Here is a 15,499-nt window from a genome sequence, read left to right on the forward strand (position 1 = left end):
GGACTGCTTCGTCGCCTCCGGCTCCTCGCAATGACGAGGACAGAGGCGACAGCATGCGCTTCAGCCCAGCGCCTTCTTGAGCAGATCGTTGACGACGCCCGGATTGGCCTTGCCGCCCATCGCCTTCATCGTCTGGCCGACGAAGAAACCGAACAGTTTGTCCTTGCCGCCGCGATAATCGGCGACCTTGTCCTCGTTCGCGGCCATGACCTCGGCGATCACCGCTTCGATCGCGCCGGTGTCGCTGGTCTGCTTCAGGCCCTTCTCCTCGACGATCTTCGCGGGATCATCGCCGGTTTCGAGCATGATTTCGAACACCTGCTTGGAAAGCGAACCCGACAGTGTCCCATCGGCGATCAGCGCGATCAGTTCGGCACCCTGCGCGACCGAGATCGGGCTGTCCTCGATCGACTTGCCGACGCGGTTGAGGCCGCCGAACAGATCGGACACCAGCCAGTTGGACGCGGCCTTGGCGACATCGGCCTCCGACTTGCCCTGCTTCGCCGCGGCTTCACGCAGCAATGCTTCGAACCAGCGGGTGTTGGCGACGTCGGCGGTGATGACTTCGGTATTCCCCGCAGACACCCCCAACACCTCACGATAGCGCGCGATCTTGGCGTCGGGCAATTCGGGCAGGCTCGCCGCGCACTCGGCCAGGAATTCGTCGCTCAGTTCAAGCGGCAGCAGGTCCGGATCGGGAAAGTAGCGATAATCATGCGCATCTTCCTTCGACCGCATCGACCGCGTCTCGTTGCGATTGGGATCGTACAGGCGGGTTTCCTGGACGATGGTGCCGCCATCCTCGATCACGTCGATCTGGCGACGCGCCTCACCCTCGATCACCGCCATCACGAAGCGAACCGAGTTGACGTTCTTCGTCTCGGTGCGGGTGCCGAAGGGATCGCCCTTCTTGCGCACCGACACGTTGACGTCGGCACGCATGGAGCCTTCCTCCATATTGCCGTCGCACGAGCCGACATAGCGCAAGATCGCGCGCAACTTGCGCAGATAGGCGCCCGCCTCGGCCGGCGACGACATGTCGGGACGCGACACGATTTCCATCAGCGCGACGCCCGAGCGGTTGAGATCGACATAGGAGCTGGTCGGGTGCTGATCGTGCATCAGCTTGCCCGCATCCTGCTCGATATGGATGCGCTCGACGCCGACGGTCTTGATGCCGCCCTCGTCCGTCTCGATGTCGATCGCGCCCTCACCCACGATCGGGTGATAGAGCTGGCTGATCTGATAGCCCTGCGGCAGATCGGCGTAGAAGTAGTTCTTGCGATCGAAACGCGACCATTTGTTGATCTGCGCCTTGATCGCCATGCCGGTGCGCACCGCCTGCCGCACGCATTCCTCGTTCAGCACCGGCAGCATGCCGGGCATCGCCGCATCGACCAGGCTGACCTGCGTGTTCGGCTCCGCCCCGAACGCGGTCGCCGCGCCCGAGAACAGCTTCGCGTTGGAGACGATCTGGGCATGCACTTCGAGCCCGATCACCACTTCCCAAGGGCCGGTCGCCCCTTCGATCGTATAGGTGGAGGTGTATGCGTCAGCCATGTTCGGTCTCGGGAGTGATGAGGGTGAGTTCGGGGAAATAGGATGCAATGCGCCGTTTGTCTCGTGTCACGAGTGCGGCATTCAGCGCAACGGCGTGCGCGGCGATCAGGAAGTCCGCGATCATAGTCGTGCGATCCCCGCCGCGCTTACGATATTCGCCGAAAGCGGCGCCCGCACGCAATGCGGCCTTGCTGTCGATCGCTGCCACGTTGAAACCCAGCGTCTTCAAGCTCTGCTCCAGTTGCTCACGCCGTTCGACCGACGCGGCCAGCTCAGCCAGCACGACATGGTTGATCGTCGCGGCATCCTGCGAGCGAGCCTCGATATATTGTTCGCGCGACCATTCGCTCCATGCGCCGTCCCCTTCGAAAATATCGATGAGAACATTGGTATCGAACATGATCATGGGAGCGGGTCATCGCCCCTGAGATCGCGCATGATATCCTCGATCGGGCGGCCGGTACGGTGGCGCCCACGAATGGCTTCCAGTGCTGCGAGCCCCTCGGCCACGCGGCGCTCGGCTGCGCTGCGCTCACGCCCTTTGCGGATGACCGCCTCACCCGCGGCGTTCCAATCGAACTCGACCGGTTCGCCGGGCCTGAGCCCAAGCGCATCGCGCACATCCTTGGGGATTGTGACCTGCCCCTTTATCGTGAGGTTGCTCTGCTTGCTCATGAGGAAAGTATTACCACTTATCGGTAATACCGTCCATCACCACCACTTCCCCGGACGGGCCGTAAAGCCGGCGCGCTGTTCGATCGCGAGGCTGGCGTTGAGGACGCCCTGTTCGTCGAACGGCTTGCCGATGATCTGGAGGCCCAACGGCAGCCCCTGCGGATCGAGGCCGCCCGGCACCGACATGGCCGGCAAGCCAGCGAGGCTCGACGGCACCGTGAAGACGTCGTTCAGGTACATCGCCAGCGGATCGGCCGATTTCTCGCCCAGCGCGAAGGCGGCCGAGGGGGCGGTGGGCGTCAGGAGGACGTCGCACTTTTCCCAGGCTTGTTCGAAATCGCGCGCGATCAGCGCGCGGACTTTCTGCGCCTTGGTGTAATAAGCGTCGTAGAAGCCCGCCGAGAGGACATAGGTGCCGATCATGATACGACGCTTCACCTCGGCGCCGAAGCCGGCGGCGCGGGTGGCGGCGTACATGTCCTGCAGGTTGGCCCCATCGGGCAGATCGCGCAGGCCGTAGCGGACGCCGTCATAGCGCGCGAGGTTCGACGAAGCCTCGGCCGGCGCGATGATATAATAGGTCGGCAGCGCGTACTTGGTATGCGGCAGCGAGACTTCGACGATCTCGGCCCCCGCATCCTTCATCCACGCGATGCCCTGCTGCCAGAGCGCCTCGATGTCGGCGGGCATGCCGTCGACGCGATATTCCTTGGGGATGCCGACCTTCTTGCCCTTGAGATCGGCGGAAAGGCCCGCTTCCCACCGGGGCACCGAGACATCGACCGAAGTCGAATCCTTGGCATCATAACCCGACATCGCTTCGAGCATGATCGCGCAGTCGCGCACGTCGCGCGCCATCGCGCCCGCCTGATCGAGCGAAGAGGCGAAGGCGACCGTGCCCCAGCGCGAGCACCGGCCATAGGTCGGCTTGATGCCCGAAATGCCGGTGAAGGCCGCCGGCTGGCGGATCGAACCGCCCGTGTCGGTGCCCGTCGCGCCCGGTGCGATCCGCGCCGCGACCACCGCCGACGAACCGCCCGACGAACCGCCAGGGGCGAGCGGCGCATTGCCGCCATCGTTGCGTCGCCAGGGCGAGATCACGTTGCCGAAGGCGCTCGTCTCGTTCGACGAACCCATCGCGAACTGATCGAGGTTGAGCTTGCCGAGCATGCCCGCGCCCGCACCGAACAGCTTGGCGGTGACGGTCGATTCATAGGTCGGCACGAAGCCGCCCAGCATCCCGCTGGCTGCCGTGGTCTGATAGCCTTCGGTGCAGAACAGATCCTTGATGCCCAGCGGCACACCCGCGAGCGCGCCGAGTTCGGCCCCGTCCGCGCGCGCCTTGTCGGCGGCGTCGGCGGCCGCGACCGCATGATCGGGCGTCTTGACGATGAAGGCGTTGAGCGCGTCGGCGCCTGCGACCGCCGCGTTGAAGGCATCGGCCACTTCACGCGCGGAGAAAGTACCGGCGCGAAAGCCGTCGCGGATCCCGGCGATGCCGAGGTCGGTGATATGTGTAGCGGTCACTATTCAATTACCTTCGGCACGGCGAAGAAGCCATGTTCGGCCTGTGGCGCATTGGCCAGAACCTTGTCGCGGACGTTGCCGTCGGTGACGACATCGGCGCGCAGGCGCTGGTGGCCGGGGATCACCGACGCCATCGGCTCGATGCCGGCGGTGTCGACCTCACCCAGCTGCTCGATCCAGCCGATGATATTGTTGAGTTCGGGCACCATCGCCTCGACATCGCCTTCGGTCATGGCGATGCGGGCAAGGCTCGCGATCTTGCGGACGGTTGCTGCATCTACGGACATGATCGGCGGCTAGCATCGGCGCGGCGGCGCTTCAAGCGCGCTCTGGCCGTGAAGGCCCGGTAAAGCTAGAGCGGGGCGCAATTCGCCTGTCGGAGATCCCCTTGCTCGCCCGCCCCTTCCTCTACGTCATCGCCGGCATCATCACGCTGGTCCTCGCTTTCGGGATCGCGTGGAGCCTGTTTCAGGAGCCGATGATGCGGATGGCCTTCGTGCCCGGTTCGCCATTCGAGGCGCCGGCGGCATCCACCGCGCCCGATTATACGAAGCCCGAAGCGTGGATCGCGCGGCCCGACCTGAAGGACGATCCGTCGCGCTGGCTGCCCAAGGGCGCGCAACTGCCGAAGGATCGGCCGGTCGCGGTGTTCTACGTTCCGCCGACGACCTATTATGGCAGGGCCCATTGGAACGCGCCGCTCGATGATGCGGATTCGCGCAAGCTTCTGACTCTGTTCACGCAGAGCGAGGCCAGCGCGTTCAACAATGTGGGTGAGGTGTGGGCGCCGCGATACCGCCTCGCTACCCTGGGCGCCTTCCTGACCGACAAGCCCGATGCGCAGAAGGCGTTCGACCTTGCTTATGGCGACGTGGTCCGCGCGTTCGACGCCTTTCTGGCGCAGATCCCCGCCGATCGTCCCATCCTGCTCGCGGCGCACAGCCAGGGCAGCGTTCATCTGATGCGGCTGATGCACGCGAAGATGGCGGACAAGCCGATCGCGAAGCGGATCGTCGCGGCCTATCTGGTCGGCTGGCCGATTTCGGTCGAAGCGGACGTCCCCGCACTCGGCCTTCCCGCCTGCGCGAAGCCGGGCGAGGCGAACTGCCTGATCACCTGGCAGAGCTATGCCGAACCTGCGGACCAGCACCAGATCCGCGCGATCTTCGAAAGCGCGAAGGGCTATACCGGCCAGCCGCGCAAGGGGACGCAAATGCTGTGCGTCAATCCGCTGACGGGCACGCAGGGCACCGCACCCGCTTTGCCCGCCGCCAATCGCGGCTCGCTGATCCCCGACAAGGCGGTCACGAGCTTCACCTTCGCGAATATGGGGGTCGGCGCGCGTTGCGATGCCAATGGCGCGCTGCTGATCGGGGCGCCGCCCGAAGGCTATGGCAGCTACATCATGCCCGGTAACAACTATCACGTGTTCGATTACGCCTTGTTCTGGGCCAATATCCGGGCCGATGCGGCGGCGCGGACCACGACGTTCCTCGCGCGATGATCCTGTCCTCCAACCTGGATTTCCGGCAGAGCCTGCCCGATCGCGGACGGCTCGTGGGTCTCGACGTCGGCACCAAGACGATCGGGATCGCTTTGTGCGACGCCGGCTGGACAATCGCGAGCCCGGCGGAGACGATCCTGCGCACCAAGTTCAGCGTCGACGCGGCGAAGCTGCGCGCGATCGTCGCGGCGCAATCGGTGAAGGGGATCGTCGTCGGCCTGCCCCTCAATCTCGACGGCACAGACAGCACGCGCACGCAATCGGTGCGCCAATTCGCGCGCAACATCGATGCGCTCGGTCTGCCGATCCTGCTGTGGGATGAGCGCTGGTCGACCGCCGCCGTCACCCGCACCCTCCTGGAAGCCGATGCCAGCCGCGCGCGCCGCGCCGAACTGGTCGACAAGCTTGCGGCGGCCTACATTCTGCAGGGCGCAATCGATTCACTGATCTGAATTAGGAACCCGCGCGGTTCTTCCGGGTTTCCAAGAGATGACGCGGCTGTTTCATGTCAGCGATCTGCACTTCGGCCGTGAGGACCGCGACGCGATCGACTGGTTCGCGCAGCAGGTTCGCAGCGAGCGGCCCGATGCGGTGATCGTCACCGGCGATTTGACCATGCGCGCGAAGAAGCAGGAATTCGAGGCAGCAAGCGCCTATCTCTCCGCGCTGGACGTGCCGGTAACGGTAGAGCCCGGAAATCACGATCTGCCGCTCTACAATCCGTTCAAGCGGCTATTCCGACCCTACAAGCATTTCCGGAAGCTCGAAGCGAAGATCGAACGCCCACTCGATCTCGCGTCGATCTGGCTGGTGCCGCTCAAGACGACGAAGCGGTTTCAGCTGCGAAACTGGTCCAAGGGCTGGGTTTCCGAACGGCGACTGGCGAACGCGATTGCGTGCCTGCGTCGCAAGCCCGCGGGCGCCGTCGGTGTCGTCGCGTGCCACCATCCGCTGGTGGATCGGGAGGAACTCGAGTCCAAGGCACGCACGCGTGGTGGCAGTGAGGCGCTCGACGCGCTGGTCGAAGCGGGCGCCGAGGCCGTACTGAGCGGCCATGCCCACGACCCGTTCGACGTCGAATGGCGCGCGACGATCGGGTCGATCCGGATGGTCGGTGCAGGCACCTTATCGGAGCGGGTTCGGGCCAGCCCGCCGTCGTTCAACGAACTGTGCGTGGAGGACGGTCAGCTGACCGTGCGCGTGCGGGCCATGGCTTGAACATCCGCCGCCCCGGCGGAGGCCGGTGACGAACAGGCTCAATCCTTCGGCGGGTCGGCAATCATCGCGGTGAAATTGGCCTGGGCGGCGAGCTTGTCGCCGAGATAGGCCTTGCCCTCGAACTTGCAGACGCTCGCGCGCTTCTGGACAAACGCGGCTTCAAGGCGGAGCAGAACGCCGGGCTCGACGGGGATGCGAAACTTCACCTCGTCGATCGACATGAAATAGACGAGCTTGCCCGTGCCCGCGAGGCCGAGCGATTCGACCGCGAGCACGCCCGCGGCCTGCGCGAGCGCCTCGACGATCAGCACGCCCGGCATGATCGGGCGACCGGGGAAGTGGCCGGCGAAGAAGGGTTCGTTGATCGTGACGGCCTTGATCGCCGAGATGCGCTCATTGCGCACCAGCGTCTCGACCCGATCGACCAGCAACATCGGATAGCGATGCGGAATCGCCGCCATCACCCGCCGGATGTCGAGGGGACCGATGGCCCCCTCGCCTGCAATGCCTGCCACTTCGTCCGTCATCAGGATCAGCGGCCCGCCGGGGCGCCCTGCGCCTGCTGGGCCTGACCGGGCTGCCAGTTGGCCGGCGGCGTGATCGAAACGCTGGGCACCAGCGCGTTGAGCTGGGTCACGACGTCGGGGGTCAGATCGCCGGCCGGGGTGGCGAGCACGACCGATTCGGGCTGCAGCGCGACCGAGACCTTCTTCGCGGTCATCGCGGCGCGAACGGCGGGCTCGAGCTTCGCGGTGATCTGCTCCTTGGCATAAGCTTCGGCGCGGGCGAACGGCGCGGCAAGGCGCTGCAGTTCGGTCTGCGCGCTCTGCGCCTTGGTCTGGAAGGCCGCGATCTTGGCATCCAGGGTGGCCTTCGGCGTCGCCGGGTTCTTCTGGAGGTTCTCGATCTCGGTGCGCAGCGGGGTCAGCTCGGTCTGGAGAGCGGTCTGACGGGTCTGGACCTGGGTGATCTGCGCCCCGTAGGTCGTCTTGATCTGGCCTTCGGCCGCCTTGAAGGCGTTCGACTGCACGATGGCGGCATCGAGGTTGATCACCGCGGTGCCCTGGCTCGCGTCGAACTGCGCCAGCGCGGGCGCGGAAACCGAGGCGAGCGCGGCGCCGGCGGCAAGTGCCGCGATCTTCAGCTTGGAAATCATCAGAACTGTGTCCCTACGTTGAACGTGAAGAGTTTGGCACGATCGCCCGGCTCCTTCAGCAGAGCCTTGGCGACATCGATACGGAACGGACCGAACGGCGAGTTCCAGTTTACCCCGACACCGACTGCGACGCGCGGCTTAGCAGAATCGCCGAAGAACTGCTCCTTAAAGACCGGCAGCGTCGAGGTATAGGGGATACCAGTATTGTTTGTCGTCAGCTGGCTCAACGTATTGTCGGTATAATAGAGCAAGTTGCCGTTGTTGTCGGAAAGCTGGCGCGTGATCGGGTTGCAATTGGTGGGCGTGTTTCCACCGCTGTTACAACCATCGGTCGTGACCGGATCCTTGATGCCGAACACAGCGCCGGCATCAAGGAAGATCGACGGACGCAGGCCGAGTTCGCGCGCGCCGTTGCCCAGCGGGATTTCCAGCTCGGCACGGGCCTTATAGTAAGCCGTGCCGCCCAGCGCGTCGTCGGTGTAGCTCTGGCGATCGGTCAGCAGGACCGGCGCGTTGGGGTTGCTGACGTCGTACGGGAAGCGGCGGACGCGCGGGCCGACGCCGCGAATGCCGAAGCCGCGAAGGTCGGGATTGCCCAGATAGAAGCGATCGGTGAGGCGGATCGACTGGCCGAGGCCCTTGATATAGCCGCCTTCGAGCGAGGTCGAGAAGACGAAGCCCGAACCCAGGCCCCAATATTTCGCCGCGTTGAACGTGGTGCGGATGTAGCGCACGTCGCCGCCGAGCCCGGCAAAATCCTGACCGAACACGACGCGATGGCCGCGCGTCGGGCGGACGCGGTTGTTGAGCGTGTCATAGACGAGGCTGTAGCCGACCGACGAGATCAGGCGATTGCCGATCGCGTCGCAGAGATAGCGGCCCGCGAGCAGCGGATCGCATCGACCGTTGGTGAAGAAGGTCGACTGGTCGAGCGACACTTCGTCATAGCTGAGGCCATAGCGCATCGCGAGCGTGATGAATTCGGTCAGCGGCACGCCGGCGCGCAGCTGGAAACCGGTCGTCGATTGTTCGTAGGTCGTCTGGCGACTGTTGCCCGAGAAGTTGAACGAATTGTAGTCGCGCCGGAACACGTCGACGCCGACCGCGATGTTGCGATCGAACAGATAGGGTTCGGTGAAGCCCAGCTCGACCGACTTCGAATAGGTCGAATAGGAGACGCTGGCGCGCACCTCCTGCCCCTTGCCCATGAAGTTGCGTTCGCGGATCGACAGATCGACGATGAACTTTTCAAGGCTCGAATAGCCGGCCGACACCTGAAGCTCGCCGGTCGACTTTTCTTCGACATTGGCTTCGAGGACGATGCGATCGGGCGTCGAACCGGGCTTCTGCTCGACCTCGAACTTGTCCTGGAAGAAGCCGAGCGACTGGATGCGATCGCGCGAGCGCTTCACCTTGAAGCTGTTGAACGCATCGCCTTCCGACAGACGGAATTCGCGACGGATCACCTTGTCCTTGGTGTGCGTATTGCCGTTGATGTCGACCCGCTCGACATAGACGCGCGCCGAATCCGCGATCTTGAACGTGACGGTCATCGTCCGCTCTTCTTTGTCGCGCTGGAAATCGGGGCTGACATCGGGGGTGAAGCCGAACAAGCCGGTCGCCTCGGTGATGGCGTCGACCGTGTCTTCGACCATCTTGGCGTTGTACCAGTCGCCCTTCTTCATCGGCAGCATATACTTGAAATCCGCGGCCTTGATGTCGCGGATGTCGCTGGTGAGATCGACGTCGCCGAACTTGTAGCGCTCGCCTTCCTCCACCACGTAGGTGATGATGAAGTCCTTCTTGTCCGGCGTCAGCTCGGCGATCGCGGACACGACCCGGAAGTCGGCATAGCCGTTCGTCAGGTAGTATTGGCGCATCTTCTGCTGATCGTAGGCCAGACGATCCGGATCGTAGCTGGTGCCCGACGAGAAGATCTTGGTGATGCCGCTCTGCTTGGTCGCCATCTCGCCGCGCAGGCGGCCGTCGGAGAACTTCTCGTTCCCGATGATGTTGATCTTGCGGACCTTCGACTTGTCGCCTTCGTGGATCTCGAAGATGATGTCGACGCGGTTCTGATCGAGATTGACCATCTTCGGCTCGACGGTCGCAGCGAAGCGGCCCTGGCGGCGATAAAGCTCGATGATGCGGTTGACGTCGGCGCGCACCTTGGAGCGCGTGAAGATCTGGCGCGGAGCGAGCTTGATCTCGGGATTGATCTTCTCGGACTTGAGCCGCTTGTTACCTTCCAGAACGACGCGGTTGATGACCGGGTTCTCGCGCACCTGAAGCGTGATGACGCCATTGTCGTCGCGGACCTGGACGTCGGCGAACAGCTCGGTCGCGTAGAGATCCTTCAGCGCCTGATCGAGCATTTCGGCCGAATATTCGTCGCCCGCGCGCAGCTTCACATAGGAGCGGACCGTATCCGCCTCCAGACGCTGCGATCCCGAGACGTTGACCTGCTTGATCGTGCCGCGGATCGCGGCCGCGCCCGTCGGCACGGACGAGACACGCGCCGCCGGAGGCGGCACGGGCACCGCGCCCGATCGCTGAGCGAGCAGCGGAGCGGGCAATCCTCCCAGGACCGTACCGACCAGAAGTGCCGGCAGCATGCGCTTGCCCTGGATGATCGCCATCGATGCCGTCACGCCGTCCCCGCTCTTACGTCAAAATATTGCTGGTTCGCGAACCATGCGAACCAAGTCGGCAGTCACTGCCCGATCCGGGTCAGCCGATCAACCCGGCAAGCCGTTCCCACGCGCCGAGCGAGAGAATATCGTTGAGCGTCACGAATATCATGAAGCTCAACAGCACTGCCAGTCCCGACCGGAAAGCCCATTCCATCGCCTTCTCGGGCACCGGCCTGCGCACGACGCCTTCGTACAGATAAAAGGCGAGATGCCCGCCATCGAGCATGGGGATTGGCAACAGGTTGATGAATCCCAGATTAATCGAAATGAGCGCCATCAACATGGCGACGTTCATCCAGCCCAAACTCGCCTGCTGACCCGAGACCTGCGCGATCTTGATCGGTCCGCCCAGTTCCTTGACCGAGCGGCGGCCGCTGATGATCTGACCCAGCGTGTCGATCATCGTACGGACGATGTGGAAGGTCTGCTTGACGGCCGCACCGGGTAACTGGAGCAGCGGCACCGGCTCGATCCGAGGCTGGCCCGACATCACGCCGATCAGGCCCTTGCGGAACTCATTGCCGAAGCGGTCACGCTCGACATCGACGCCGGTCGTCATCCACGCGACATTCGCGCGGCCGGCACGGACATAGTCGACGCGCAGCTTCTCGTTCGGCCGAAAACGGATGATATCGGCCATCTCGTCGAACGTATCGACCTGCCGTCCCTCGATCGCGGTCACGCGGTCGCCGATGCGCAGACCCGCATTCGCCGCCGGCCCCTGCTCTTGCACCGCTGCGACGACGGCGGGCGTGCGGGGCTGCCCATAGGCCGCGAAGAAGGCCATGAAGATGCCGATCGCGACCACGAAATTGGTGACCGGCCCCGCCGCGACGATGAAGAAGCGTTGCCAGACGCCCTTGGCCTGGAACGTCTTCGCGCGCTCCTCGGGCGGCAGGTTGAGCCATTCGGGATCGGGGACGCTGGCCGGGTTCATGTCGCCCGCGAACTTGACGTAGCCGCCCATCGGGATCCAGCCCAGCTTCCACCGCGTGCCGCGGCTGTCGGTGTAGCCCATGATCTCGCGGCCGAAGCCGATCGAGAAGGCATCCGCCTTCACCCCGCACAGCCGCCCGGCGAAATAGTGGCCGAGTTCGTGGACGAAGATCAGCGGCCCGATGACGAGCAGGAATGCGAGGATTGTGAAGATGAAACCCGGCTGATCGGTCACGCCGCAAGAACCTCCGTAGCCGCGAGGGCGACCCTACGCGCCTCGGCATCGATCGCCAGCACATCGTCGAGATGCGCGGGCGCCGGCGGAACATACCAATCGAGCACCTTCGCGACCGTTAACGCAATGTCGAGAAAGCCGATCCGCCCCCCAAGGAAAGCGGCGACCGCGATCTCGTTGGCGGCGTTGAGGATCGCGGGGCGCGCACCGCCCGCCGCGAGCGCATCCTTGGCAAGACCCAGCGCGGGGAAACGATCGAGATCGGGGGCCGCGAAATCGAGCCGGCCGACCGCCGCCAGATCGAGCCGGCGGCATGGCGTCTCCATCCGATCGGGCCAGGCGAGGCAGTGCGCGATCGGGGTGCGCATGTCGGGCGAACCGAGCTGCGCCAGCACCGACCCGTCGACATATTCGACGAGCGCGTGAACCACCGACTGCGGATGGATCACCGCGTCGAAAGCGTCGGCGCCGAGCGGGAAGAGGTGGTGCGCCTCGATCAGTTCGAGCCCTTTGTTCATCAGCGTCGCCGAATCGACCGAGATCTTCGCGCCCATCGACCAGTTGGGGTGCTTGACCGCCTGCGCAGGCGTGACGGCACGCATCGCGTCGAGGCTCCACTCACGGAACGGTCCGCCGCTCGCGGTCAGCGTCACCTTGCGGATGCGGTTGGGCCGATCGGCATCGAAGCACTGGAAAACAGCATTATGTTCGGAATCGACCGGTAGCAAAGTCGCGCCGTGGCGCTGCGCCGCCTGGGTCATCAGCACGCCGGCCGAGACCAACGCCTCCTTGTTGGCAAGCGCGACCGCCCCACCCTGCCCCAGCGCGGCCATGACCGGCTTGAGGCCGGCGGTGCCGACGATCGCCGCCATCGTCCATTCGGCACCGCGTGCGGCAGCCTCGACGATCGCGTCGGCGCCTGCCGCAGCCTCGACTCCGGAACCGGCGAGCGCGGCCTTGAGATCGGCGTAGAGCCCGTCATCCCCGATTACCGCGATCTGTGCGTTGGTGCGCCGGGCGGCGGCCGCCAGACCCGCGACGTCGCGCTGCGCGGTCAGCGCCTCGATACGAAAAGCGTCGGGGTCGCGCTCGATAAGGTCGAGGGTCGAGGTGCCGATCGACCCCGTCGCCCCCAGAATGGAAATGCTACGCCCCATATACTACCCCTGCGGCGACCAAAGCCGCCATGATCATTGCCACCGGCACCAGTCCGTCGAGCCGATCGAGCACGCCGCCATGTCCGGGCAGGATCCTGCCGCTGTCCTTCACGCCCGAAATGCGCTTGAGCCAGCTTTCGAAAAGATCGCCCATCTGCGCAATCACCGCAAGCGGCGCACAGGCCGAGGCGAGGATCATCGGCAGCCCGGTGCGCCAGGCGACCAGCGATCCGACGATCTCGGCCGCGACCGCGCCGCCGATCAGCCCCGCCCAGGTCTTGTTCGGGCTGATCTTCGGCGCGAGCTTCGGCCCGCCGATCGTGCGGCCGGCGAAATAGGCGCCGATATCGGTCGCCCAGACGATGATCATCGTGAACAGGGCGAGCGCGAGACCGTCGCGCTGTTCGCGCAGGAACAGCAGGGCCAGCGCCGGCAGGGTCGCGTAGAGCAGCCCCCAGCCCAGCCGCGCGGCGAAGGTGACCACCGCGAGCAGGATCGCCGACAGCCCCGCAACCATGACCGCCTCGGTTGCGAGCGCACCCGCATCGCGCACCGGCACGCTGACATCGAAATATAGCGAGTAAGCCTGCATCACGAGCGCGAGGCCGACCGCCAGCGCCCATTTCCACTTGGGCACGCCCGCCATCGTCGCCCATTCGTGCATCATCAGCACCGAAAGCAGCGCAACGAGCGCCCAGAAAGCGATGTCGCCGTAGATGAGCGCGCCCAGCGCCACGGCGATCATGATGATCCCCGACAGGATTCGTGTCCGGAGCTCGGGGCTCATGCGGGAACCTCAGCGGCCCCCGAAGCGGCGGTCGCGCGCACCGAAATCGGCAACAGCGGCGGCCAGCGTATCGGCATCGAAATCGGGCCAGAGCGTGTCAACGAACAGCAATTCGGCATAGGCCGCCTGCCACAGCAGGAAATTGGACAGGCGCCGTTCGCCCGAGGTGCGGATGATCAGGTCGAGCGGGGGTAGATCACTGGTGTCGAGCCGCGCTTCGATCGCGCCGGGCTCGATCGCCGACGGATCGAGCCGACCGGCGGCGACCTCGCGGGCGATATCGCGCACCGCACGGACCATTTCATCCTGCGCGCCGTAATTGAGCGCCAGGACGAAATCGAGCCGGCGATTGTCCTTGGTGCGCTCCACGCCCTCGCGGATCAGATCGATCAGGTCGCCTTCGAGCGCCCCGATATCGCCGATCGTGCGCAGGCGAATGCCGTTCTTGTGAAGCTCGGCAACTTCCTTGCGCAGATACAGGCGCAATATGCCCATCAGGTCGGACACTTCCTCCGCCGGGCGACGCCAGTTCTCCGACGAGAAGGCATAGAGCGTCAGGGCGCCCAGCCCCATGTCGGCGGCGGCGGTGACGGTGCGACGCACCGCCTCCGCACCAGCCTTATGCCCCGCGACGCGCGGCAGGAAGCGACGCTTCGCCCAGCGGCCATTGCCATCCATGATGATCGCGACATGGCGCGGGCCGGCGCCCGTGGCCGGGACGGGATCAGTAACGTTGCTGGCCGGAAGGCCGCTCACTTACCCAGGATTTCCTTTTCCTTGGCCGCCGCCGCCGCGTCGATATCGGCGATCGTGCTGTCGGTCAGCTTCTGGACCTCGGTCTCGCGGCGCTTGCGATCGTCCTCGCTGATCACGCCCTTCTTTTCATCGGTCTTGAGATTGTCCATGCCGTCGCGGCGGACGTTACGGGCGGCGATCCGCGCCTTTTCGGCATATTGGTTCGCGAGCTTGGCAAGCTCCTTGCGGCGCTCCTCCGTCAGATCGGGGATCGGGATGCGCAACGTCTGGCCGTCGACGATCGGGTTGAGGCCCAGGCCCGCCGAGCGGATCGCCTTGTCGGCCGGGCCGACGCCCGACTTGTCCCATACCTGCACCGAAAGCATCCGGGGCTCGGGCGCGGTGACGGTTGCGACCTGATTCAGCGGCATTTGGGCACCATATACCTCAACCGTCACCGGATCGAGCAGGTTCACCGAGGCACGGCCGGTGCGCAGACCGACCAGATCGCCCTTCAGCGATTCGACGGCACCCGCCATGCGGCGTTCGAGATCGGCTTTGTCATAGGCGGCCATGCCCTATTCTCCTTCGTTCTGCACGATCGTGGCGGTGCCCTCACCCGCCAGAACCCGGGCAAAATTGCCCAGTTCGCGGATGTTGAACACGACGATCGGGATATGGTTGTCGCGGCACAAGGCGATCGCGCTTGCATCCATGACCTTCAGGTCGTCGGCAAGGACGCGATTGAAGCTGACGGTTTCGTAGCGCGTGGCGGTCGGCACCTTCTTGGGATCCGCATCATAGACGCCGTCGACCGAGGTGCCCTTGAACAGAGCGTCGCACTTCATCTCGGCAGCGCGCAGCGCGGCGCCGGTATCGGTGGTGAAATAGGGATTGCCGGTGCCCGCGGCGAAGATCACCACGCGGCCCTTTTCCAGATGGCGTTCGGCGCGGCGCTTGATGAAGGGCTCGCACACCGCCGGCATCGGGATCGCCGACTGGACGCGGGTGTCGACGCCGATCTGCTCGAGCGCATTCTGCACCGCCAGCGCGTTCATCACCGTCGCGAGCATGCCCATATAATCGGCGCTACCGCGATCGAAGCCCTTGGCGGCGCCCGCCAGCCCACGGAAGATGTTGCCCCCGCCGACGACGACGCACAGTTCGTAGCCCGATGCGCGCACGGCTTGGATCTCGCCTGCAACCCGCGCGGTGATCGTCGGGTCGATCAACAGGCCGTCCGGCCCCATCAGCACCTCGCCCGACAGCTTCAAGAGGATACGTTTGAAGCGCGGTCGGTCCATCGGTGATGTGAT

Annotated in this window: 17 protein-coding genes; 3 read left to right on the forward strand and 14 right to left on the reverse strand. The window is 64.9% G+C overall.

The window, feature by feature from the left end; genetic code table 11:
- Nucleotides 1-60: 60 nt before the first annotated feature.
- The 5 genes from gatB to gatC are packed head-to-tail and all read right to left on the reverse strand — an operon-like array spanning nucleotide 61 to nucleotide 4,049.
- A complete protein-coding gene (gene gatB, locus FYJ91_RS02800; protein WP_149520747.1) occupies nucleotides 61-1,560 on the reverse strand; it encodes an Asp-tRNA(Asn)/Glu-tRNA(Gln) amidotransferase subunit GatB in 1,500 nt (499 codons plus the stop codon).
- The gene (locus FYJ91_RS02805) at nucleotides 1,553-1,966 is read right to left on the reverse strand and encodes a type II toxin-antitoxin system VapC family toxin (protein WP_149520748.1); all 414 of its coding nucleotides are present in this window, start codon (nucleotides 1,964-1,966) and stop codon (nucleotides 1,553-1,555) included. The genes gatB and FYJ91_RS02805 overlap by 8 nt, the downstream gene beginning before the upstream one ends.
- Nucleotides 1,963-2,235, reverse strand: a complete 273-nt coding sequence (locus FYJ91_RS02810; RefSeq protein WP_149520749.1) for an AbrB/MazE/SpoVT family DNA-binding domain-containing protein — start codon at nucleotides 2,233-2,235, stop codon at nucleotides 1,963-1,965. The genes FYJ91_RS02805 and FYJ91_RS02810 overlap by 4 nt, the downstream gene beginning before the upstream one ends.
- A 36-nt stretch (nucleotides 2,236-2,271) precedes the next feature.
- Nucleotides 2,272-3,762, reverse strand: coding sequence for an Asp-tRNA(Asn)/Glu-tRNA(Gln) amidotransferase subunit GatA (gatA, locus tag FYJ91_RS02815; protein ID WP_149520750.1), 1,491 nt, complete (start codon nucleotides 3,760-3,762; stop codon nucleotides 2,272-2,274).
- A complete protein-coding gene (gene gatC / locus FYJ91_RS02820) occupies nucleotides 3,762-4,049 on the reverse strand; it encodes an Asp-tRNA(Asn)/Glu-tRNA(Gln) amidotransferase subunit GatC (RefSeq protein WP_149520751.1) in 288 nt (95 codons plus the stop codon). The genes gatA and gatC overlap by 1 nt, the downstream gene beginning before the upstream one ends.
- Before the next feature lie 101 nt (nucleotides 4,050-4,150).
- Here gatC and FYJ91_RS02825 point away from each other — a divergent pair, with 101 nt between their 5' ends.
- Genes FYJ91_RS02825 through FYJ91_RS02835 form a run of 3 tightly spaced genes read left to right on the forward strand, consistent with a single transcriptional unit; the run spans nucleotide 4,151 to nucleotide 6,484 of the window.
- On the forward strand, nucleotides 4,151-5,266 hold the full coding sequence (locus tag FYJ91_RS02825; protein WP_149520752.1) for a DUF3089 domain-containing protein: 1,116 nt from the start codon (nucleotides 4,151-4,153) through the stop codon (nucleotides 5,264-5,266).
- The gene (ruvX, locus tag FYJ91_RS02830; RefSeq protein WP_149520753.1) at nucleotides 5,263-5,718 is read left to right on the forward strand and encodes a Holliday junction resolvase RuvX; all 456 of its coding nucleotides are present in this window, start codon (nucleotides 5,263-5,265) and stop codon (nucleotides 5,716-5,718) included. The genes FYJ91_RS02825 and ruvX overlap by 4 nt, the downstream gene beginning before the upstream one ends.
- Before the next feature lie 37 nt (nucleotides 5,719-5,755).
- Nucleotides 5,756-6,484 (forward strand): metallophosphoesterase family protein, encoded by a 729-nt coding sequence (locus FYJ91_RS02835; protein ID WP_149520754.1) that lies wholly within the window; start codon nucleotides 5,756-5,758, stop codon nucleotides 6,482-6,484.
- 38 nt (nucleotides 6,485-6,522) lie between these two features.
- Here FYJ91_RS02835 and fabZ read toward each other — a convergent pair whose 3' ends face one another.
- The 9 genes from fabZ to pyrH all read right to left on the reverse strand — a co-directional run bounded on the left by fabZ (nucleotide 6,523) and on the right by pyrH (nucleotide 15,487).
- On the reverse strand, nucleotides 6,523-7,011 hold the full coding sequence (gene fabZ / locus FYJ91_RS02840) for a 3-hydroxyacyl-ACP dehydratase FabZ (protein WP_149520755.1): 489 nt from the start codon (nucleotides 7,009-7,011) through the stop codon (nucleotides 6,523-6,525).
- 5 nt (nucleotides 7,012-7,016) lie between these two features.
- Nucleotides 7,017-7,640: an OmpH family outer membrane protein gene (locus FYJ91_RS02845; protein WP_149520756.1), complete on the reverse strand. Its 624-nt coding sequence runs from the start codon at nucleotides 7,638-7,640 to the stop codon at nucleotides 7,017-7,019.
- Nucleotides 7,640-10,279 carry an outer membrane protein assembly factor BamA gene (bamA, locus tag FYJ91_RS02850; protein WP_149521309.1) on the reverse strand — a complete coding sequence of 880 codons (2,640 nt, stop codon included), beginning with the start codon at nucleotides 10,277-10,279 and terminating at the stop codon, nucleotides 7,640-7,642. The genes FYJ91_RS02845 and bamA overlap by 1 nt, the downstream gene beginning before the upstream one ends.
- Before the next feature lie 91 nt (nucleotides 10,280-10,370).
- A complete protein-coding gene (locus tag FYJ91_RS02855; protein ID WP_149520757.1) occupies nucleotides 10,371-11,504 on the reverse strand; it encodes a M50 family metallopeptidase in 1,134 nt (377 codons plus the stop codon).
- A complete protein-coding gene (locus FYJ91_RS02860) occupies nucleotides 11,501-12,661 on the reverse strand; it encodes a 1-deoxy-D-xylulose-5-phosphate reductoisomerase (RefSeq protein WP_149520758.1) in 1,161 nt (386 codons plus the stop codon). The genes FYJ91_RS02855 and FYJ91_RS02860 overlap by 4 nt, the downstream gene beginning before the upstream one ends.
- Nucleotides 12,651-13,448, reverse strand: coding sequence for a phosphatidate cytidylyltransferase (locus FYJ91_RS02865; protein WP_149520759.1), 798 nt, complete (start codon nucleotides 13,446-13,448; stop codon nucleotides 12,651-12,653). Before FYJ91_RS02865 ends, FYJ91_RS02860 begins: the two co-directional genes overlap by 11 nt.
- A 9-nt stretch (nucleotides 13,449-13,457) precedes the next feature.
- Complete coding sequence (locus tag FYJ91_RS02870; RefSeq protein ID WP_149520760.1) at nucleotides 13,458-14,204, reverse strand: isoprenyl transferase; 747 nt, start codon at nucleotides 14,202-14,204, stop codon at nucleotides 13,458-13,460.
- A complete protein-coding gene (frr, locus tag FYJ91_RS02875) occupies nucleotides 14,201-14,758 on the reverse strand; it encodes a ribosome recycling factor (RefSeq protein ID WP_149520761.1) in 558 nt (185 codons plus the stop codon). The genes FYJ91_RS02870 and frr overlap by 4 nt, the downstream gene beginning before the upstream one ends.
- A gap of 3 nt (nucleotides 14,759-14,761) precedes the next feature.
- Nucleotides 14,762-15,487 (reverse strand): UMP kinase, encoded by a 726-nt coding sequence (gene pyrH, locus FYJ91_RS02880; protein ID WP_149520762.1) that lies wholly within the window; start codon nucleotides 15,485-15,487, stop codon nucleotides 14,762-14,764.
- Nucleotides 15,488-15,499: the final 12 nt, after the last annotated feature.

The organism is Sphingomonas montanisoli, assembly GCF_008274695.1.
Classification (GTDB): domain Bacteria; phylum Pseudomonadota; class Alphaproteobacteria; order Sphingomonadales; family Sphingomonadaceae; genus Rhizorhabdus; species Rhizorhabdus montanisoli.